14 protein-coding genes are annotated in these 19742 nt (G+C 73.1%); 8 read left to right on the top strand and 6 right to left on the bottom strand.

From position 1 onward, the window contains the following. Positions 1–225: 225 nt before the first annotated feature. Together rox and ABT041_RS20950 are read right to left on the bottom strand one after the other, a co-directional pair. The gene (rox, locus tag ABT041_RS20955; RefSeq protein ID WP_351186517.1) at positions 226–1653 is read right to left on the bottom strand and encodes a rifampin monooxygenase; all 1428 of its coding nucleotides are present in this window, start codon (positions 1651–1653) and stop codon (positions 226–228) included. Between the two features lie 155 nt (positions 1654–1808). Next, positions 1809–2618, bottom strand: a complete 810-nt coding sequence (locus tag ABT041_RS20950; protein WP_351186515.1) for a caspase family protein — start codon at positions 2616–2618, stop codon at positions 1809–1811. A 180-nt stretch (positions 2619–2798) separates the two neighbouring features. On the opposite strand from ABT041_RS20950, the gene ABT041_RS20945 reads away from it, so the two are divergent. The 3 genes from ABT041_RS20945 to ABT041_RS20935 all read left to right on the top strand — a co-directional run bounded on the left by ABT041_RS20945 (position 2799) and on the right by ABT041_RS20935 (position 10273). After that, a complete protein-coding gene (locus ABT041_RS20945) occupies positions 2799–3692 on the top strand; it encodes a DNA/RNA non-specific endonuclease (protein WP_351186513.1) in 894 nt (297 codons plus the stop codon). 170 nt (positions 3693–3862) lie between these two features. Beyond that, a complete protein-coding gene (locus tag ABT041_RS20940; protein WP_351186511.1) occupies positions 3863–9193 on the top strand; it encodes a trypsin-like peptidase domain-containing protein in 5331 nt (1776 codons plus the stop codon). A gap of 6 nt (positions 9194–9199) precedes the next feature. Then, a complete protein-coding gene (locus tag ABT041_RS20935; protein ID WP_351186509.1) occupies positions 9200–10273 on the top strand; it encodes a trypsin-like serine peptidase in 1074 nt (357 codons plus the stop codon). Between the two features lies 1 nt (position 10274). Here ABT041_RS20935 and ABT041_RS20930 read toward each other — a convergent pair whose 3' ends face one another. Then, the gene (locus tag ABT041_RS20930) at positions 10275–10931 is read right to left on the bottom strand and encodes a maltokinase N-terminal cap-like domain-containing protein (protein WP_351186507.1); all 657 of its coding nucleotides are present in this window, start codon (positions 10929–10931) and stop codon (positions 10275–10277) included. A gap of 177 nt (positions 10932–11108) precedes the next feature. On the opposite strand from ABT041_RS20930, the gene ABT041_RS20925 reads away from it, so the two are divergent. The 3 genes from ABT041_RS20925 to ABT041_RS20915 all read left to right on the top strand — a co-directional run bounded on the left by ABT041_RS20925 (position 11109) and on the right by ABT041_RS20915 (position 13247). Further along, positions 11109–12353, top strand: a complete 1245-nt coding sequence (locus ABT041_RS20925; RefSeq protein ID WP_351186505.1) for a serine hydrolase domain-containing protein — start codon at positions 11109–11111, stop codon at positions 12351–12353. Between the two features lie 100 nt (positions 12354–12453). Further along, the gene (locus ABT041_RS20920) at positions 12454–12918 is read left to right on the top strand and encodes a GreA/GreB family elongation factor (protein ID WP_351186503.1); all 465 of its coding nucleotides are present in this window, start codon (positions 12454–12456) and stop codon (positions 12916–12918) included. A gap of 143 nt (positions 12919–13061) precedes the next feature. Beyond that, positions 13062–13247, top strand: a complete 186-nt coding sequence (locus ABT041_RS20915; RefSeq protein ID WP_502976562.1) for a hypothetical protein — start codon at positions 13062–13064, stop codon at positions 13245–13247. A 73-nt stretch (positions 13248–13320) separates the two neighbouring features. Here ABT041_RS20915 and ABT041_RS20910 read toward each other — a convergent pair whose 3' ends face one another. Genes ABT041_RS20910 through ABT041_RS20900 form a run of 3 tightly spaced genes read right to left on the bottom strand, consistent with a single transcriptional unit; the run spans position 13321 to position 15764 of the window. Continuing rightward, positions 13321–13959 (bottom strand): DUF1345 domain-containing protein, encoded by a 639-nt coding sequence (locus ABT041_RS20910; protein ID WP_351186501.1) that lies wholly within the window; start codon positions 13957–13959, stop codon positions 13321–13323. Positions 13960–13962: 3 nt separating this feature from the next. Continuing rightward, the gene (locus tag ABT041_RS20905; protein WP_351186499.1) at positions 13963–14778 is read right to left on the bottom strand and encodes a family 1 encapsulin nanocompartment shell protein; all 816 of its coding nucleotides are present in this window, start codon (positions 14776–14778) and stop codon (positions 13963–13965) included. Then, a complete protein-coding gene (locus ABT041_RS20900; RefSeq protein WP_351186497.1) occupies positions 14775–15764 on the bottom strand; it encodes a Dyp-type peroxidase in 990 nt (329 codons plus the stop codon). The genes ABT041_RS20905 and ABT041_RS20900 overlap by 4 nt, the downstream gene beginning before the upstream one ends. A 650-nt stretch (positions 15765–16414) precedes the next feature. On the opposite strand from ABT041_RS20900, the gene ABT041_RS20895 reads away from it, so the two are divergent. Together ABT041_RS20895 and ABT041_RS20890 are read left to right on the top strand one after the other, a co-directional pair. Continuing rightward, a complete protein-coding gene (locus ABT041_RS20895) occupies positions 16415–18739 on the top strand; it encodes an FdhF/YdeP family oxidoreductase (RefSeq protein WP_351186495.1) in 2325 nt (774 codons plus the stop codon). Positions 18740–18787: 48 nt separating this feature from the next. After that, positions 18788–19717, top strand: a complete 930-nt coding sequence (locus tag ABT041_RS20890) for a LysR family transcriptional regulator (protein WP_351186493.1) — start codon at positions 18788–18790, stop codon at positions 19715–19717. Positions 19718–19742 lie beyond the last annotated feature (25 nt).

The following is a 19742-nucleotide window of genomic DNA, read 5'->3' as shown; positions in this document are numbered from 1 at the left end:
CAGGACCGCCCCACGCCCAGCTCGCGACGACCCTGCGCCCGCAGCAGACCCCGTACGCCGCCCCCGGCACCCGCCGACCCCCACGCGCACGACCGGCCCGCTCCTGCCGGGGCCCGGCCGGCCCCGTCCCACCCGAGGCCCCGCCCACGGCAGGCCCGTGCCGAAGCGCCCGGAGGGCGGGGTCCGTAAGACCGGACCCCGCCCTCCGGGACACCGTCGCGCGCGTCAGGCCTTCGCGGTGCCGAACCACTCCGTCAGGCGGCCGGCGAGCTCCTCCTGGGCCTCGCCGACCCAGACGACGTGGCCGTCGGGCCGCAACAGCACGGCGGGCACGTCGAGTTCCTCGCTGCCGTCGACGACGTGGTCGACCCGGTCCGACCAGCCGTCCACCGAGAGCCGGCCGGTCCGGTCGAGCAGAAGCCCGCGGCCGGCGTGCGTCAGCTCGTACAGGCGACCCTGCTTCAGCGTCAGGTCCCGCAGGCGCCGGCCGAGGAGTTCATGGCCCTCGCCGAGGTCGTAGCGGACGTCGACGGCCGTGATGATGCCGGTGATGTACCGGTTCACCTCCTCGAAGTCCATGAGCTTCGAGAAGAGTTCCCGCAGCGCGGTCGCCCCGGGATCGGTGCCGAGGAGGGTCATCTGCGCGCGGGTGTTCTCCACGACGCGGGCCCCGACCGGGTGGCGTTCGGCCTCGTACGTGTCGAGCAGCCCCTCCGGCGCCCAGCCGGCCACGGCGGCGGCCAGCTTCCAGCCGAGGTTGAAGGCGTCCTGGACGCCGAGGTTGAGGCCCTGGCCGCCGGTCGGCGGGTGGATGTGCGCGGCGTCGCCGGCGAGGAACACCCGGCCGACCCGGTAGCGCTCGGCCTGCCGGGTGGCGTCGCCGAAGCGGGACAGCCAGCGCGGCGAGTGCACCCCGAAGTCGGTGCCGGCGAAGGCCTTCAACCGGGTCTTGAAGTCGTCGAGGGTCGGCGGGGCCGTACGGTCCTCGGACACCCCGTCGGCCGGGACGACCACGCGGCACACGCCGTCCGCCAAGGGCTGGACGCCGAAGCGCAGTTGGGTCTTGCGGACCTCGGCGACGACGGCCGCGATCGTCTCCGCGTCCGCGGTCACCTCCATGTCGCCGAGGAGCGTCTCGACCGTGGCGGGCTCGCCGGGAAAACCGACGCCGAGCAGCTTGCGCACCGTGCTCCGGCCGCCGTCGCACGCGGCGACGTACCGCGCGCGCAATGCGGTGCCGTCCGCGAGCTCGACGGTCACCCCGTCCTCGTCCTGGCTCAGGCCGACCACCTCGCTGCCGCGCCGGATGTCGGTGCCGAGTTCCAGCGCACGCTCCTGGAGCAGCCGCTCGGTGACCGGCTGCGGCGTGGCGAGGCCGTACGGGTGGGCCGTGTCCAGCCGCTCGGGCCACGGCTTCGCCATGCCGCCGAAGAGGCCGCCGACCGAGAACGGCTCGCTGACCGCCCGGAAGCGCTCCAGGAGGCCCCGCTGGTCCATCATCTCGACGCTGCGCGCGTGCAGGCCCTGCCCGCGGGACTCCTTGGTCGGCTCGGCCAGCTTCTCCAGGACGACCACCCGCACGTCGTGCAGGCGCAGTTCGCTCGCGAGCATCAGGCCGGTCGGTCCGCCGCCGACCACGATCACGTCAATCATCCATACGCCCCGTGTTTCCGCAGTTCAAAGCTTCGAGCCGCGATTGTGCAGGACGCAGGGGGCCTTGCCGCAAGGCCCCCTGTGCGCTATATCTTGAGAGTGGCAAGGAGAGGACGTCCCTCCTTGCCTTCGTCGTTTCCGGGGCCGGTGGCCCCTCAGACGGTGAAGGGGCGTTGGTTCAGGAAGTCCTGGGACGGGGTGCCGGTCAGGTACAGGTTCGGGCTCTGGGTCGGGGGCAGCAGGCGCTGGATGCCCCGGTGGAAGCTGCGGTAGTCGCCGCGGAAGGCGCCCTCGTCCCACACCCGGAGCAGGGCCGCGGTGAAGGCGCCGTTGACGTCGCCGTCGGAGGCGACCTGGTTGTCCTGGCAGGCCGAGACGAGCAGCGCGTCGGGGGCCGTCCCGTCGGCGGGGGTGTCCTTGGCCAGGGTCCGCTGGAGCTCTTCGAGGGAGGACCGGTCGCGCTCGTAGAGCCTCTGCTGCCACGGTTCCGGCATGTAGCGGGCGGTGGTCTCCTCGGCGGCGCCGCCGGGGAGTTCGATGCTGCTGCCGCTGTGGCAGCAGTCGAAGAGGGCGACGATCCGTACGTCGTCGGCGAAGGCGCGGAAGGCCTGCTGCACCTCGTCGTCCAGGAACTGGCGGTCGTAGAGGACGAGGGTCTCGTCGAGTGCGTCGGGCTCGTCGTCGGGGCCCGTGACGTCGGGGACCTGACCGCCGTGGCCCGAGTAGGTGAAGAGCAGGATGTCGCCCGGGACCAGACGGGCGGCGGCCTCGCGGAGCACGGAGCCGACGTTGGCGACGGTGCCGTCGGCGGTGAGCAGCGTGGTGGCCTCGAAGCCGGCGGCCCTGGCGAGCCGCGCCATGTCGTGGGCGTCGTTCTCGCAGGCGTTCAGGGTGCCGTCCCAGCCCTCGTATCGGGCGGGGTCGACCCGGTTCAGTCCGACGTGCAGGGAGAGTCCGGTGGCCATGGGGTGCCTCCTCGTGCGGAGCGGAGGGATGCCGGGGCGGATGAATGTCGGTTTCCGGGACTGGGGGATGCCGCGGCGGGATGCCGGGGGGAATGTCTCGGCGGGGACGCCGGGGCGTCTGTTCGAGTGACCTGCGGTCCGGCGCCGAGCGCGACCCCCTCGGCGCGGTACTTACATCGTATGAACCCATCCGACGCGCCGCTCCCTCCCGACCGGGCGCCCGTCGCCGAGCGCCTGGCCGCCCTCGCCGACCGCACCGGCTACGACGAGGCCTTCCTCGGCCCCGTCGTCCCGCTCGCGCTTCCGGTCCGGGCCACCGTCGAGACGGTGATCCTGCCGTACACGCACTTCACCGTGGTCTTCCGGCCCGACCGGCGGCTCGCGGCCTCCACCGCGGTCTGCATCGAGGGCGCGCAGCTCCTGGAGGACGTGCCCCGGGAGGACGTCTGGGAGTACGACCCGCGGTTGCCGGAGGAGCAGCAGGCCGGCGACGACGTCTACCGCAACAACAGCCTCGACCGGGGGCATCTGGTCCGCCGGCTCGACCCCGTCTGGGGCGCGTCGGCCGTGGCGTCCCTGGCCAATACGGACACCTTCCACTTCACCAACGCCGCTCCCCAGGCCGACGTCTTCAACCAGGGCAAACAGCTCTGGCAGGGCCTGGAGAACTATCTGCTCGACCACGCCGCCGAGTACGACCGCAAGCTGACGGTCCTCACGGGCCCGGTGCTCCAGGACTCCGACCCGCCGTACCGCGGGGTGCAGGTCCCGATGCGGTTCTGGAAGGTGGCGGCCTTCATGCAGGACGGGGCGCTCGCCGCCGCCGCGTACGTCCTGGACCAGAGCCCGGACCTGAGCCGGGACGCGGAGCGGGCCCTGGCGGGCGCGAAGGCCGGCGCGCCGCCGCCGCTGGGCCCGTTCCGCACGTACCAGGTGCCCGTCTCGGACGTCGCGGAGATCACCGAGCTGGACTTCGGGCCGCTGCCGGACGTGGACGTGATGCCGCCGACCCGCGCGCCGGAGGAGCGCTGGCGGCGCCTGGAATCGTACGAGGACATCGTGCTGCACCCGTGACCACCGGCGGGTCGCGGGGCAGCGATTGCGACGGTTCGCGGCCGGTGAAACGATGAGAGGGATCAGCCAGTTCGTCTGGCCTCGGCCGGTCGTGTCCGGTCGCGACTGATCTCGTCGGGTCCGGCGCCGGAGCGACCGGCGCTGCGCGAAGAGCGCCGGGCAGGTGCGGTATGCCGCTCACCGAGACGGAGTGGGGGCTCGTCGCCAGCTGGGTGCGGGACCACCTCCTCGACTCCCCCGAGCCACGGGCGCGGCTGCTGCGCGCGGGCCTGCCCGCCGGCTTCGTCGAGGACCTGCCGCTCACCCCGGACCCTGGGCGCAACGCCCTGCTCGTGGTCGAGGCGGCCCGGCGCGACATCGCCCACCAGCGCCGGCTGCTCTCCGTGCTCGCGGGGCTCGACGCGCTGGCCGCGATCGACGATCCGCACGCCTTCGAGCAGGGCGCCGAGGCCCGCAACCTGCTGACCCGGCTGAGGGAGGACGAGCGGCTGCGCCGGTCCCCGCGGGATCCGTTCGACAGCACGCTCCTGAAGCACGGCACGGAGGTCTTCCTGGACCGGCGCGAGCTGCGCGGGAAGCTCCGGGAGTTCCTGGCCGACCCGGAGCAGACGGTCCTTGTCGTCGACGGGCCACCGGACAGCGGGCGGTCCTACACGTACGAGCTGATCCGCCACCTCGGCCAGCACTGCGACTTCCGCCCGGTCCGGGTCACGCTCTCCCGCACGTCCACGGCGGCGCGCCTGATGGAGCGGCTGTCGGCCTTCGTCGCGGGGCCGGAGGCCGACCGGGTGCCGCTGGATCCCACCCGGCTGAACGATCCGCTGCCCTCCCTCGAGGACGCCGCGCACCGGATCGTCGCCCGCGCCACCGCCGCCGAGGAGCGCTTCTGGCTGGTCCTGGACGACTGCGACCGGCTCGATCCGCGCTCGGACGTGTGGGACTGCATCGGCGTCCTCGCGCGGGCCGTCTACGAGCACACGCCGGTGCGGGCGGACACCGTGCCGCGTCTGGTGCTGCTCGGTTACGCGACGACGATGCGGCAACTCCCGTACGAGATCCGCAAGAACGAGTGCCGCGACACCACCCGCCTGGCCGACGAGAGCGATCTCCGGGACTTCTTCCGGGAGTTCTTCACGGACACGGCGGCGGCCGGGGGCGAGACGGCCGTCCGCGAGCTCACCGAGACGGCCGTGGCGGAGGTGCTGCGGGCCGTCGAGTCCCCTTCGGACGGCGACAGTTACATGCGCCGGCTGTGCACGGCCGTGGAGGACGTCGTACGGCTCCACCGGACGCTGCCTCCGACGGCGCCGTCGCCGGGCGAGGCCGGTCATGTGCTGCGCGACGCGCTGCGCACCGGCCTCGCCGCCCCCGCCGCCGCGCTGCCCGGACTGCGCAGGTCCTACCGCGAGGCCGCGTGCCTGCTGCAGGAGTTCGACCCGGCGCGGCTGCGGCTCCCGGGCGAGGAGCGGGCCACCGGGCGGGCCGTCCTGGAGCTGGTCGACGACTGCACGGCCCTGCCGGCCCCGGGGGCCACCGTGTGGACGCTCAAGCCGGAGGTCCGCGACGCGGCCCTGGCGGGCCTGGACGGCCCGGACGCCGCGCTGCGCGCCCTCCGGGCCAACATCGGCCTGCGCCCCGAGGGTCCGGGTCCCGAACGCACGGCACTGGCCCTGCTGACGGGTGCGGGCCTGCCCCTGACCGGGACCGGTCCGACTCCGGCGGCCACGGAGACGCCGGGCCCCGGCCCGGCCCCCCGCGACGAGGTCCAGGTGCTCTCCGACGCCCTCCAGGCCACGCTCTGGCTGAGCCGGGTCCCGGGGGTGACCGGGCTGCCGGGCGTCGACGAGGTGCAGCACCGTCTGGAGCGGGCCCGGCTGCTGCAGCCGATGCGCCGGCTCGTCCGGGGGACGTTCCACGGGCGCACCGCCGAGCTCGACGCCCTGCACGCCTATGTCGCGCTGCCCGAGGAGCCGGCGGAGCCTCCCGTCCTCCTGCACGGAGTCGGCGGCATCGGCAAGAGCACGCTGCTCGCCAAGTTCCTCGTCGACGCGCTCGCCGCGGCCGAGCCCGCCGGATTCCCCTTCGCCTACATCGACTTCGCGCGTCCGACGCTCTCTGTCCACGAACCGGCCACGGTGATCGCGGAGATGGCCCGGCAGCTCGGCGTCCACCATCCCGCCCACCGCGCCGCCTTCGAGGAGCTGGCGGACGAGTGCGAGCGGACAGCGGCGCTCCAGCGCGGCGAGCGCAACGAGCTCGACGAGCTGTACCAGCTGGCCGGCACCCGGGCGACGCTCGGCCGCGACTACTCCGCCGACTTCCACGCCCGGGCCAGCGCCCGTGAGCAGGAGCTCGCCCACCGGGTCGCGTCCCTGGTCGCCGAGGCGGTCCGGCCGGCGCCGGGCGCGTCGCCGCCGCCGCTGGTCGTGGTGGTCGACTCGTTCGAGGAGGCCCAGTACCGGGGTTCGCCCGTCATCGCCCGGATGTGGGCCGTCTGGACGGCCTTGCGGGCCGCGTACTCGCGGCTGCGGTTCATCGTCTCCGGGCGGGCCCCGATCGACCATCCGGCTCGAGTCCTGACTCCGCGCACGATGGAGCTGACGGAGCTGGACCACGAGGCCTCCGTGGATCTGCTGATGTCGTCGGGGGTGGAGGACGAGCCGCTCGCGGAGGACCTCGCCGACCGGATCGGCGGGCATCCGCTGAGCCTCAAGCTGGCGGCCCGGACGGCGGTCGCCCTGGGCGCCGACTCCCCGTCCCTCGGCGAGCTGCTGCGCGGACTGCCGTCCCGGCGGCGGTACTTCGACCGGCAGGTCGACCAGATGCTGATCCAGGGCACGCTGTACGACCGACTGCTCAAGCACATCGCGGAGGACGACGTCCGGGCCCTCGTGCAGGCGGGTCTCGCCCTGCGCTTCATCACCCCCGACCTGATCCGGGAGGTCCTGGCCGGGCCCGCGGGGCTGGTCGTCGAGAGCGCCGGGGAGGCCCGGCGGCTCTACGGTCTGCTCACCTCCCGCGTCGACCTGATGGAGTCGGCGGGACCGGAGGCGATCCGGCACCGCACCGATCTGCGGGCCATCATGCTGCGGCTCACGGACAGCGCCCGGACCGATCTGATGCGGGCGGTGGACCGCCGGGCCGTCGCCTACTACGCGGACCGCGAGGAGCCGAGGGAGCGCGCCGAGGAGATCTACCACCGGCTCCGGCTCGGCGAGAACCCCCGTACGGTGGCGGCCCGTTGGGAGCCGGACGTGGCGCCCTACCTGGGCGGGTCGACGTACCGCGAGATGTCGCACCGCTCGGCGGCGTTCCTCCTCGGCCGGATCGGTGGGCACGTGCCCGACCAGATCATGACCGAGGCGGACCAGGAGGACTGGGAGCGGATCGCCGCGCGCGAGGTCGAGGATCTGCTCACCCAGGGGTATGTGGAGGCCGCCGCGCAGCGGCTGGAGGAGCGCCGGCCGTGGACGCCGTGCAGCAGGCTGCACGCGCTGCTCGCGGAGACGCTCGCCCGCTCGGGGCGGACGGCCGAGGCGCGCGAGGGGGCCGAGCGGGCCGTGGACGGGGCGGAGGAGGCGGGCTGCGCGGAGACCCAGCTCGAACTGCTCCAGCTGTCGGCGCGGCTGGCCCAGGACTCGGGCGAGTTCGCGGAGGCGGACCGGGACCTCCAGGAGGCGGAGGAGATCGCCGCGGGCCTCGGGCTGCGCTTCGAGTCGCTGGGGGTGCTGGTCGCCCGCTCGCGCCTCGCGGCGCTCGCGGACGGCGACGCCGAGCCCACGCAGAAGCGGCTCGCCCGCACCCTGCGCGGGATGCCGGACGCGGACCTGGCCCGGCAGCCCTCCCTGGCGCGTACGGCGGCGGCCGCGGCCTGCCGGGCGGACCCGAGGCTCCTGGAGCACACGCTGCGGCTCGTGGGGCTTCCGGCGGACGAGGGAGCCGTGATCACCGAGCTGGCCCGCTGGATCGACACCACGCTCACCGACGAGCCCGGCCTGCGCGAGCCGCTGACCCGCATCCTGGAGTCCGCCGCCGGTGCGGAGCCCTCGTCCGGTGCCGGCCGTCCCGACCTGGAGCGGATCGAGCGGGACCTGCGGGAGGCCCGTCGGCGCGGCACCCTGGACGGCCTGGCCCGGCAGGCGCTGACGCTCCGGGACGGCAGCGGGGACCTGCTGCTCGGGGTGGCCTCCGCGATGGACGTCGGCCCGCCCCCGCGCGCGACCGCCCCGCACGGCACGGCCGCACGCGCGACGGCCCCGGCAGCACGAGGCGCCGAGGAGGGGCCCCGCACCGGCCTGTGGACGCGCCCGCCGCCGAACGCGGCCGGGGCCGCGCTCCGCAAGGTGCCGTTCCTGCCGCAGGAGGAGCTGGTCCGGGTCCGCAACGCCGCCCTGGAGGCCGGGCTCGCCGACCGTGCCCTGCGCCCCGCCCTGCTGAAGGGCATCCCGGGCCACTTCACGGCCACCCTGGAACCGCTGGACGACCCCCTGGAGCAGGCGCACGCCGACCTCAACGCGATGAACCAGGTCGAGCGCCTCGTCGACGGTCTGGTGCCGCTGGAGATCTGGCTGCACAACGCGATCGAGCAGACCCACGAGCAGGGCCCGCGCGCCGTCCTCCAGGGCGCTCTGGACGCGGTGGCCCGCGTGATCACCGGCGAGGCGGAGCTCCCGGCGGAGATGATGCCCGGGGAGATGAAGGAGGAGATCGTCCTCCAGGACGACACCGTGCCGTACGAGTTCCTGCACGGCGGCATCCGGGCCGGCGCGTCGGTGGCGCTGCTGCGGATCCCGCCGTACGAGTCGGGGGCGCCGCTGCTGCCCTCGTACCCGCACGGCGGCACCGGCTGGATGATCGCCCCGGGGCTGCTGATCACCAACCACCACGTGGTGATGGCCCGTTCGTGGGAGTCGGGGGTCCGGCCGTACGTCAGCGACGAGGACCTGCGGCTCCAGGCGCTGATGTCGCGCTCCCGCTTCGACTTCGTCGAGAACGCGGCGGCCGCGCCGGAGGCGACGGCGGGCGAGCTCGCCGCCTGGGACGAGACGCTCGACTACGCGATCGTGCGGCTCTCCGCCGGCCAGGAGGAGCGGCCGACGCTCCGGGTCGCCACCCGGCCGCTGCTCGTCCGCGAGCGGCAGCGGGTCCCGGTCAACATCATCCAGCACCCGGGCGGGCTGCCGAAGCGGGTCGCGCTGCGCAACAACCTGGTGTACCGGGCGGACGAGCGCGACATCCTGTACTTCACCGACACCCGGGGCGGCTCCTCCGGCTCCCCGGTCTGCCTCGACGACTGGACGGTCGTGGGGCTGCACCGGGGGACGCGGAAGGTGGACGAGGTCGAGTTCCAGGGCGCCCGGACGAAGTTCGTGAACGTGGGCACCCAGATGAGCGGCATCCTGGCCCATCTCAGGGAGAACCGACCGGAGTTGTACGAGGAGATCACGGCGGCCCAGTCGGGGCGGCCGGCCCGGGGGGAAGCGAACGCGAAGCCGAGGTGAACGACCATGCCGAACGGACCACGGAGCGTGTCGCCGGTGGCGACCGGAGCCGAGCGGATCTTCGACGATCTGCGGGAGGTCGCCGCACGGGTGCGCGCGGAGCTGGAGGCGGAGATCGCCGAGTCCACGCTCGAACTCCCCGCCGGCGTGGCACCGGCGGTGGAGATCTCCCGCTTCGCCCGCGAGGAGCGGGCCCGCGTCCTGGAGGCCGGGGTCAGCGGTCTGGAGAAGCTGGCCGCGCACCGGGAGGACGAGCTCGACGGGGACGAGACCTTCGGCGTGGAGGCGATCGTCCTCCTGGAGGGCCGGCCGGCGATCCTGGTGCAGCGCCAGGACTTCGCCCCGCAGCGGGACGAGTGGTCGGTCCTGGAGCCGCACCGGCCCGCGATCCGGGACTCGATCCTGCGGGTCGGCCGGGTCGAGGTCACCGGGCACCCCAGCCTGGACTGGATCGGCACGGCGTTCCTGGTGGGCCCGCGCACGGTGATGACGAACCGTCATGTGGCGGCGGAGTTCAGCCGTCTGGAGGGGGAGCGCTGGACCCTGGAGTTCGGCATGTCGGCGCGGGTCGACCCGGCGGAGGAGCTGCCCGTCGAGGGCGAGCCGGTCGGGCCCTCGGTGCCGTACGAGATCACCGACGTCATCGGCATCCACCCCGACGTCGACATGGCGCTGCTCCGCGTCGAGCCCTCCACGCAGGACGGTCTGCCGACGCCGCTCGCCGTGGCGGCGGACGGGCCGGCGGACCTGCCGGGCCGGCCGGTGTACGTGATCGGGTACCCGGCCTGGGACGGCCGGCGCAACGAGCCCGAGTCGATGCGCCGGATCTTCATGGACGTCTACAACGTGAAGCGGCTGCAGCCGGGCGCGGCCACCGAGTTCACCCCCGGTGGTCTGGTGATGAAGCACGACTGCTCGACGCTCGGCGGCAACAGCGGCTCCCCGGTGTTCGACCTCGCCGACCACCGGGTCCTCGGGCTGCACTTCGGCGGCCGCTACCGCACGGGCAACTTCGCCGTCCCGCTGTGGGAGCTGGTGGACGACCCGCTGCTCGCGAAGGCGGAGGTCAACTGGGTCTGAACTAAACCTGTTCGGCGAGGGCCACGGCGAACGCGCCGCGTGCGGTGGTCCCGTCGGCGAGCCGCCACTCGGCCGTGACCCGGCCGCGGCCCGGTCCGCCGTCCGCACCGGCGCGCAGGACCCGCCGGATCCGGAGCTTCAGCGGTGCGGCCGCGCCGGTCTCCCGTACCTCCACGTCGGTGTGGTCGGGGCCTTCCGTGACCCGTACGGGCTCCGCGCCGGTCGCGGCGGGTTCGAGAGAGGCGGCGACGGTCGGGTCGGGCGTGTTGTCGACGGACTGGGCCTGGGCCTCGGCGCGGCCGGCGAGCAGTGCGTACAACTCGGCGACGAGTACCGGGTCGTGGGTGCCGTCGTAGATCCAGCGGGTGCCGAGGACGCCGTGCTCGGAGGTGCCGATGAGGGCGTGCTCGGCGCCCTCCAGGGGCTCGCCGCGGTAGGTCATCGGGACCAGGTAGGTGACCGCGTCCGGGTCGGTGCCGTCGGTGACCGCCATGAACTCGATCCCGACCTCGCCCGCGGGGTCGTCGAGCCGGAAGCCGCCCGCCTTCACCGGGCTCGGCGCGTCGGCTCCGCCGGCGTACCAGGCGCGGCCGGGCAGCCAGGCGGTGAGCAGCTCCAGCTTGGTGGGCTGCATCGTGGTGTGGTGGATGACGGCCATCGTGCGCATCTCCCTCTGGGCCTGGGTGAAGACCCCGGCGGGTGGTGAAACCCGGGGGCGGTGAAACCTTGGACAAAGAACCGCAACCTAACAGACGAATCGGGTCGCGATGCGGGGGTGTCCACGCCGACCTAGCCTGGAGGTGGAGTGTTGTCCCCGGCCGGCAGGAGGCCCGCCGTGAGGTACTCGCACACACGGAACCGGCGGGTCTGCGCGACCCTCGCGGCCCTGGGCGTCCTCGTCGCCCCCGTGGGCGCGGGCGCGGCCTTCGCCGCCGAACTCCCGGCCCCCGCAGCCCTGGTGGCGTCGGACCCCTCTCCGTCGGCGGACGCCGGCTTCCCGGAGCTGACCCCGGCCGTCGCCGCGCGCCTTGACCGGGTGGTGCGGGACGTGATGAAGGAGACGGGCGTCCCGGGCGTCACGGTCGGCCTCTCCGCGCCGGGCAGGGGCACGTACATCCGCTCCTTCGGCGTCGCCGACAAGGCCACCGGGCAGCCCATGAACCCCGGGCTCTACATGCGGATCGGCAGCGAGACCAAGACGTTCACGGTGACCGCCCTGCTCGAACTGGTCGACCGGGGCGAGGTGAGCATCGACGACCCGATCTCGAAGTACGTGGACGGGGTGCCGAACGGTGACCGCATCACCCTGCGGAACCTGGCGTCCATGCGCAGCGGTCTCTTCAACTACTCGGCGGACGAGGGCTTCTACAAGGCGCTCACGTCCGACCCCTACCGGCCCTTCACCCCACAGGAGTTGCTCGCCTACTCGTTCAAGCACCCGGTCCAGTTCCAGCCGGGCACCGAGTTCGACTACTGCAACACGAACCTGATCCTGCTCGGCCTCGTGGTGGAGAAGGTCAGCGGGACGCCGCTCGACGAGTTCGTCCGGGAGAACGTGATCGAGCCGGCGGGGCTGCGCCACACGGTGTTCCCGACGGACGCGGCGTTCCCGAGCCCGCACGCCCACGGCTACACCGAGCAGACCGCCTCGGGAGAGCTGGAGGACTCCACCGACTGGAACCCCTCCTGGGGCTGGGCGGCCGGGGCGATGATCTCCGACCTCCGGGACCTGCGCACCTGGGCCCGGGTGGTCGCGACCGGCACCCTGCTGACGCGGAAGACGCAGGCCGAGCGGCTGCACACGTACCCCTCGGGCATCCCGGGCGCGGGCTACGGCCTGGGCATCTTCAACATCCAGGGCTGGATCGGGCACAACGGCTCCCTGCCGGGCTACGAGTCGCTCACGATCTACCTGCCGGAGGCCAGGGCCACCCTGGTCGTCCTGCTCAACACGGACGTGCTGCACGACAACACCGAGCCCAGCACGCTCTTCGGCCAGGCCATCACCCGCATCGTGACCCCGGATCACGTCTTCGACATCCCGGTGACGGAGCCCAGGCCGAGTCCGAGCGGAAGCTGACGCGCGTCCCCCGCTCCTCCCCCGACCCGCCTGTTAATCTCCGAATTGTCCTGAATGATCCTCGGCACTCGTGCGTGCCGCCGCAGAATCGGGAGCAGCAATGACCGGTGGACCCGAGCCCCTCAGCGCCGTCGCCCGTGAGGCGCTCGAGCGCGAGCTCGCCGAGCTGCGCACCGAACGGGAGGCCGTCGCCGTCACGCTGCGGGGCGGCGGTGGCGACGAGGTCGGCGACCGGGCGGACGAGGCCGACGAGTTGCGGCGCGCCGACGAGCTGGACCGGCTCGCCACCCGTATCGACGAGATCGAGGGGCGGCTCCGGGAGGGGTTCGTCGCGGGGGCGCCGTCCACCGACGCGGTCGGGGTGGGCAGCACCGTGACCGTGCGGTTCGCGGACGGCACCGAGTCCACCCTTCGGATCGGCGAGCTCGCGAACGCCCTCGACACGAACCTGGTCACCGCCGACAGCCCGCTCGGCAAGGCGCTGCTCGGCCACCGGGCCGGCGACACCGTCACGTACGACACACCCGAGGGCCGGACGACGGCGGTCGTGGTCTCCCTCGGCTGACGGCGTGCCGGAGACCCGCTCCCCCGCGCTCGCCCAGATCCGGGAGGCCGACCGGCAGGGCGGCCCCGGGCACACCGTCCTGGTCGCGCCGGCCCTCGCGGTGCCCGTCACGCAGCCGGCCTACACGATCGGCGGCGGCGACGGTGGCGCTGTCGCTGACGGTGCTCGTGCTGCCGTTCCTGGCGTTCGTCTCGGCCGTCGACGGGCAGGCGTGGACGTCGATCGTCGCCTGCCGGGTCACGGACGGCACGCGGGCCGAGAACGACCGTCTGATCGAGCTGAGCCGCAAGGGTGACGGCGTGGTCGGCTGGAACCTGGGCTCCGAGTAGATCTCCAACGGCCTCGCGTGCACGAGCGAGGCGAGCCGGTACGTGCGCGAGCCGTGGTGGCGGCGCTGACGGGTCAGCGACCGATGACGATTCCGGAGACCAGGTTGATGGTGGTGGCCAGGATGCTCGCGCCGAAGAGGTACGACAGCAGGCAGTGCCGCAGGACGACCGAGCGGACCGTGGGGCTGGACACGCTGGTGTCGGAGACCTGGTAGGTCATGCCGAGGTTGAAGCTGAAGTAGAGGAAGTCGCTGTACTTCGGCGGGGCCTGGGAGTTGAAGTCGATGCCGCCGCCGGGCTTCAGGGCGTAGTAGAGGTACGCGTACCGGGTGGCGTACATGAGGTGGAGCGCCGCCCAGGCCATGAAGACGCCGCAGAGCGCCGTCGCGGCCGCCGCGTGGCTGAGGTCGGTGTGGCCGACCAGGAGCAGTACGACGATGCCGACGAGCCCGCACAGGGAGGTCGCGACGACGACGAGCTCCTCGACGAGGGGCCGGAACTCCTCGCGCCGGACGTTCCGGTGGGTCGTGGTGGCGTCCATCGGCCACAGCACGAGCCAGCCGGTGATGACGAAGAGGGTCTCCGCCGCGGCGATGCCGGCGAGGACCCCCATCGGCGTGTGGGTCAGGGCGGCGACGACGGCGCCGGTCGCCGCGCCGAAGAGTGCCGAGACCGCGAGCCTCGGCACGGCGCCGCGCGGCGCCCGGTCCACGGCTCAGGGCTCCAGGACGACGACTGCCTCGTCCGTGTAGGCCAGGAACGTCAGGGTCTCCTGGAGGTACAGCTCGACGCTGCTCGCGTCGTGCGAGGTGTAGCCGATCGCCACGTCCTGGCCGAGGCGCAGCTCGAAGTCGCCGCCGCGGGTGGAGAGGACGAAGCCGCCGTCGAGGGCGGGCGCCCAGATCGGGGAGCCGTCGAGCATCCGGGCGAGGTGGGCCGCGATCGGGTAGCCGTGGTCGGAGGTCTCGCTGACGGCCCGGTACTGGTCGGCGCCGAGCAGCAGCGCGTACGGACCGTCGACGCCGGCGAGCCGCAGGGCGGTGAGGGCCCGGCTGAGCGCGTCGGGGTAGTCGAGGGGTTCCGTCGGCAGCCGCAGCACGGGGTTGGAGCTGCGGCCGCGCAGCCCCTCGACGCCGGCGGCCTCGTACCCCTCGAAGACCATGCGGTCCTCGATGAGCGCCAGGGCGCGGGCCGCGTCCTTGACGGGCTGCCAGTCGGAGTCCCTGGAGCCGCGCTCGACGTCGTCGACGGCGGCCCGGTCGACGGTGAAGGGCACCCGGACCTCGACGAGGGGCCTCGCCTCGCGCAGCCGCGCCCTGACCCCGGGCGCGGGCTCCGCGAGATCGGACAGGTGGCCAGTACCGACGGCCGAGAGCTCCGGTCCCGCCGGGTCGGGGACGTCGACGACACGGCGGCCCGCTACGTTGCGGCGGAAGGTGCGGCGTGCCTCCTCTTCGATCTCGGCCCACGCGGCGGCGGTGATCGGGGCGAGTTCGCGGTGGAGATTGCTGGTGGACTCGGGGGGCGTCATGGGGCCAGGGCTCCTTTCAGGCTGCCGATGCCCAGGGTCTCCCCGGGAGCCGCGGCGGCCGGCGGGGCGGGGAGGTCGTCGAGGAGGTCGGCACTGGGCACGAAGAAGAGGCCGCCGGTCACGGCCCGGGAGAAGTCGAGGATGCGGTCCGTGGTGCCGGGCGGCTCGCCGAGGAACATGTTGCGGAGCATCCGTTCGGTGACGGCGGGGGTGCGCGCGTAGCCGATGAAGTAGGTGCCGAACTCGCCGGTGCCGATCCGCCCGAAGGGCATGTTCGCGCGGAAGATCTGCTGCTGGACGCCGTTCTCGTCGGTGATCGTGTTCAGTGCGACGTGCGAGTCCGCGGGCTTGACGTCGTCGGACAGTTCGATGTTGGAGCCTTTGCCGCGCCCGATGACGTGCTCCTGCTGCTCGACGCTGAGCGCGTCCCAGGCCGCCATGTCGTGCACGTACTTCTGGACGACCACGTAGCTGCCGCCCCGGAAGTGCGGGTCCTCGTCGCCGATGTGGACCGCGTCGGCGGCCGTCACGCCCTCGGGGTTCTCGCTGCCGTCGACGAATCCGAGCAGGTCGCGGTCGTCGAAGTAGGCGAAGCCGTGCACCTCGTCGACGACGGTCACGGCGCTGCCCAGGGCGGCCACGATGTGCCGGGCCAGTTCGAAGCAGAGGTCCAGGCGCCGGGCCCGCAGATGGAAGAGCAGGTCGCCAGGGGTGGCCGGGGCGCGGTGGCGGGGGCCCTGCAGGGGCGTGAAGGGGTGCAGTTCATGGGGACGGGGACCGCCGACGAGCCGGTCCCATCCCTCGGAGCCGATGCCGGCGACGCAGGTGAGGTACGCGTCGGGGGCACGGAACGCCACCGAACGGGTCAGTCCCGTCAGGTCCTGGAGCGCCTCCCGCACCGCGGTCTCGCCGCCCGGGTTGACGGTGGCCACCAGGAAGACGGCCGCGCGGGAGGGCGGTGCGACGACGGACTGGGGTACGGCCATGGCGCTCCCACGAGAGATGCACGAAAGATGGACGAAAGGGACAGCGCCAGCGTAGGTGCGCATGATCCGGTACGCAGCCCGGCACACCGCCGCGCTCCGGGGCGGGTGGCAGGCGCCGGACGGCGGGCTCAGCCTGCCCGACGGGGGCCGTCCGTGTGCGTCCGCAGGGCGAGAGGGTGAAGCGCCAGGACGAGAGCACCGCCAGGGACGAGCTCGAACCCCGGGTGGGTCCGCGCCCCGAGGGTGAACCGGAATTCCGCCCGTACCACCACCCGGCGGCCGGCTGGGGCGCCGCGAAGGGCGTGACGAACTTCCTCGTGCGCGAGGGCGCGCTCGACGACGGGCCGCGCCCGAAGGACAGGGCGCCGTCCACGCTCTGCAGGGCGAGCGCGCCCCTCGGGGACAGTGCGCGCCCCAGCCGCGCGGCGCCGCGCCGCGGTCCGTCCGACGGGCGCCGGCGACGGGAATTCATGACCCGATCACCCTCGATGAATTCCCCTCGAAAGTCAGAGAAGCATTTCCGGAAAGGCAGTCGATAGGTCACACCTATCAGGTCATCGAAAACATCTCTTTGACTTCCCCGAGGAACGGGTCGAATCTGCTCTGCGGCGGGAATCCGAAATGCGCGAGAAAACGAGGCGGCCCAGAGCATGAGCGGTACAGAGGACCCGGTCGACGACCTGAAGGTCACCCCGCCGAAGACCTGGGCGACCGGGCTTCCCGCCGTGACGCACGCGCTCGGGTACTCGCTGGGCCAGACCACCGCGCGGCGCACCGCGCTGACGCTGCTCAACCTCAACCAGCCCGAGGGCATCGACTGCCCGGGCTGCGCCTGGCCGGAGCCCGGGCCGGGCGAGCGGCACAGGAACGAGTACTGCGAGAACGGCGCCAAGCACATCAACGACGAGGCCACCTCGCGGCGCGTCACCCGGGACTTCTTCCGCGCGCACTCGATCGCGGAACTCGACGGAAAGTCCGACTACTGGCTCAACCAGCAGGGCCGGCTCACCGAGCCGATGGTGAAACGGCCCGGTGCGACGCATTACGAGCCGGTCGGCTGGGACGAGGCACTCGGTCTGCTCGCCGACGAACTCAAGGGCCTCGACTCGCCCGACGAGGCCCTCTTCTACGTCTCCGGCCGCCTGAACAACGAGGCCGCGTTCCTGCTCCAGCTCTTCGCGCGCGCGTACGGCACGAACAATCTGCCGGACTGCTCCAACATGTGTCACGAGTCCAGCGGCTCCGCGCTGACGGAGACGCTCGGCATCGGCAAGGGCAGTGTCTCCCTGGACGACATCCACCACTCGGACCTGGTGTTCGTCGTGGGCCAGAACCCGGGCACCAACCACCCCCGGATGCTGTCGGCCCTGGAGGAGACCAAGCGGAACGGCGGACGGGTCGTGGCCGTCAACACCCTGCCCGAGGCGGGGCTCATGCGCTTCAAGCACCCCCAGAAGGCCCGCGGGATCATCGGCCGCGGCACGCCGATCGCCGACCAGTTCCTGCACATCCGCGCCGGCGGCGACCTCGCCCTCTTCCAGGCCCTGAACCGGCTGCTCCTGGAGGCCGAGGACGCAGCGCCCGGCACCGTCCTCGACCACGAGTTCATCCGTACGCACACCACCGGCTTCGCCGACTTCTCCGAGCACGCCCGCAAGGTCTCCTGGGACGACGTCCTGGCGGCCACCGGCCTCGGCCGCGACGAGATCCGGGAACTCTTCGAGCGGGTCCTCGCGAGCGAACGGATCATCGTGTGCTGGGCGATGGGCGTCACCCAGCACAAGCACGGCGTGCCCACGATCCGCGAGATCGTCAACTTCCTGATGGCGCGCGGCAACATCGGCAGGCCCGGCGCGGGCGTCTGCCCGGTGCGCGGTCACAGCAACGTCCAGGGCGACCGCACGATGGGCGTGTGGGAGCGGATGCCGCGGGCCTTCCTCGACGCCCTGGGGCGCGAGTTCGGCTTCACCCCGCCGGCCCGTCACGGTCTGGACGCGGTGAACGCCATCCGCGCCATGCGCGAGGGGCGCGCCAAGGTCTTCCTGGGCGTCGCGGGGAACTTCGTACGGGCCACCCCCGACAGCGCGGTCACCGAGGAGGCGATGCGGGGCTGCCGGCTCACCGCGCACGTCTCCACCAAGCTCAACCGCTCCCACACCGTCTGCGGCGAGACCGCCCTGATCCTGCCGACGCTCGGCCGCAGCGACCGTGACGTGCAGGACGGCGTCGAGCAGTTCGTCACCGTCGAGGACTCCATGAGCGACGTCCACGCCTCCCGGGGCAAGCTGCCGCCGGCCTCCCCCGACCTGCTCAGCGAGGTCGCGATCGTCGCGCGGCTCGCCGCCAGGACCCTCGGTGACGAACCCGCCGTCCCCTGGGAGGAGTTCGAGCGCGACTACGGCATCATCCGGGACCGCATCTCCCGGGTCGTGCCCGGCTTCGAGGACTTCAACGCGCGCGTGGCCCGGCCCGGCGGCTTCCACCTGCCCAACCCGGTGAACCACGGTGTCTTCCGCACCCCGAGCGGCAAGGCCGTCTTCACCCGCAACGCGTTCACCATGCCGCACGTCCCCGAGGGGCACCTGCTGCTGCAGACCCTGCGCTCGCACGACCAGTGGAACACCGTCTGGTACGCGCCGAACGACCGCTACCGGGGCATCCGCGACGCCCGCCGGGTCGTCCTCGTCAACCCGGCGGACCTCGACGCCCTCGGTCTCGCCGACCGCGCGCTCGTGGACCTGGTGAGCGTCTGGCACGACGGGCGGGAGCGGCGCGCGGAGGGCTTCCGGGTGGTCGCGTACCCCGCGAGCCGCGGCTCGGCGGCGGCGTACTACCCCGAGACCAATGTCCTGGTGCCACTGGACAGCGTCGCCGACATCAGCAACTGCCCGACGTCCAAGGGTGTCCTGATCCGCCTGGAACCGTCCCGTGCGACCGGCTGCGCGCGAGGCACCGGGTCCGCCGGTTCGGGGTGACGGCGGTGGCGACTGGCGCCGCGGCGGGCCGTCGGGTAGACCCGTGACGTGCTGTTCCGTCAACTCGAGTACCTCGTGGCCCTCTCCCGGGAGCGTCACTTCGCCCGCGCCGCCCAGGCCTGTCACGTCTCCCAGCCCGCCCTCTCGGAGGCGGTCCGGAAGCTGGAGGAGGAGCTGGGCGTCCCGCTGGTGCTGCGCGGCCGCCGGTACGAGGGCCTCACCCCCGAGGGCGAGCGCGTCGTGGTGTGGGCGCAGCGGCTCCTGGCCGACCGTGACGCCCTGAAGAGCGAGGCCGGTGCGCTGCGTACGGGTCTGAGCGGCCGGATGAGGATCGGTTCGGTGCCGACCGCGTCGGGTGCGGTCGCGCTGCTCACGGAACCGTTCTGTCTGGCGCACCCGCTGGTGACGGTGGAGGTGGCGACGGACCTGCGGTCGGAGGACGTCCTGCGGCAGCTGCGGGACTTCGAGATCGACGCCGGCGTGACGTATCTGCACAGGGGGCTGCCGGAGAACGTCCGGGCGGTGCCGCTGTACGAGGAGCGGTACGTGCTCCTGACCGGCGCGGCCGACGCCCCGGCGCACCGGACGACGGCGACCTGGGCGGAGGCCTCGCGGCTGCCGCTCTGTCTGCTGAACGGCACCATGCAGGGGCGCCGGGTCCTCGACGAGGTGTTCGCCGAGGCCGGGGTGCGGCCCTCGCCGCGGGTGGAGACGGACTCGGTGGCGGCGCTCTTCGCGCATGTGCGGACCGGCCGCTGGGCGGGCATCGTGCCGCACGCCTGGCTGCACGTCTTCGGGGTCCCGCACGGCATGCGGGCGGTGCCGATGACCGAGCCCGCGCGGTCGGTGCCGGTCGGTCTGGTGACGGTCGTGCGCGAGCCGGAGTCCGTGATGGCCCGCGCGCTGCGGGAGGTCGCGGGTCGCACCGATGTCGCCGCCGCCCTGGACAGGCTCCCGGGAGACTCCGTACCGCGCTGAGCTCCCGGGAGGTCCGTACGAGCGG

It is taken from the genome of Streptomyces sp. NPDC002825, assembly GCF_040295385.1.
Classification (GTDB): Bacteria; Actinomycetota; Actinomycetes; order Streptomycetales; family Streptomycetaceae; genus Streptomyces.
This window is presented reverse-complemented; position numbering and strand designations above follow the sequence as displayed.

What these genes read in the sequence shown, in the direction of transcription:
- rox (WP_351186517.1), bottom strand. Translation starts at nt 1,653, where the DNA reads ATGATTGACGTGATCGTGGTCGGCGGCGGACCGACCGGCCTGATGCTC.
- ABT041_RS20950 (WP_351186515.1), bottom strand. Translation starts at nt 2,618, where the DNA reads ATGGCCACCGGACTCTCCCTGCACGTCGGACTGAACCGGGTCGACCCC.
- ABT041_RS20945 (WP_351186513.1), top strand. Translation starts at nt 2,799, where the DNA reads ATGAACCCATCCGACGCGCCGCTCCCTCCCGACCGGGCGCCCGTCGCC.
- ABT041_RS20940 (WP_351186511.1), top strand. Translation starts at nt 3,863, where the DNA reads ATGCCGCTCACCGAGACGGAGTGGGGGCTCGTCGCCAGCTGGGTGCGG.
- ABT041_RS20935 (WP_351186509.1), top strand. Translation starts at nt 9,200, where the DNA reads ATGCCGAACGGACCACGGAGCGTGTCGCCGGTGGCGACCGGAGCCGAG.
- ABT041_RS20930 (WP_351186507.1), bottom strand. Translation starts at nt 10,931, where the DNA reads ATGGCCGTCATCCACCACACCACGATGCAGCCCACCAAGCTGGAGCTG.
- ABT041_RS20920 (WP_351186503.1), top strand. Translation starts at nt 12,454, where the DNA reads ATGACCGGTGGACCCGAGCCCCTCAGCGCCGTCGCCCGTGAGGCGCTC.
- ABT041_RS20905 (WP_351186499.1), bottom strand. Translation starts at nt 14,778, where the DNA reads ATGACGCCCCCCGAGTCCACCAGCAATCTCCACCGCGAACTCGCCCCG.
- ABT041_RS20900 (WP_351186497.1), bottom strand. Translation starts at nt 15,764, where the DNA reads ATGGCCGTACCCCAGTCCGTCGTCGCACCGCCCTCCCGCGCGGCCGTC.
- ABT041_RS20895 (WP_351186495.1), top strand. Translation starts at nt 16,415, where the DNA reads ATGAGCGGTACAGAGGACCCGGTCGACGACCTGAAGGTCACCCCGCCG.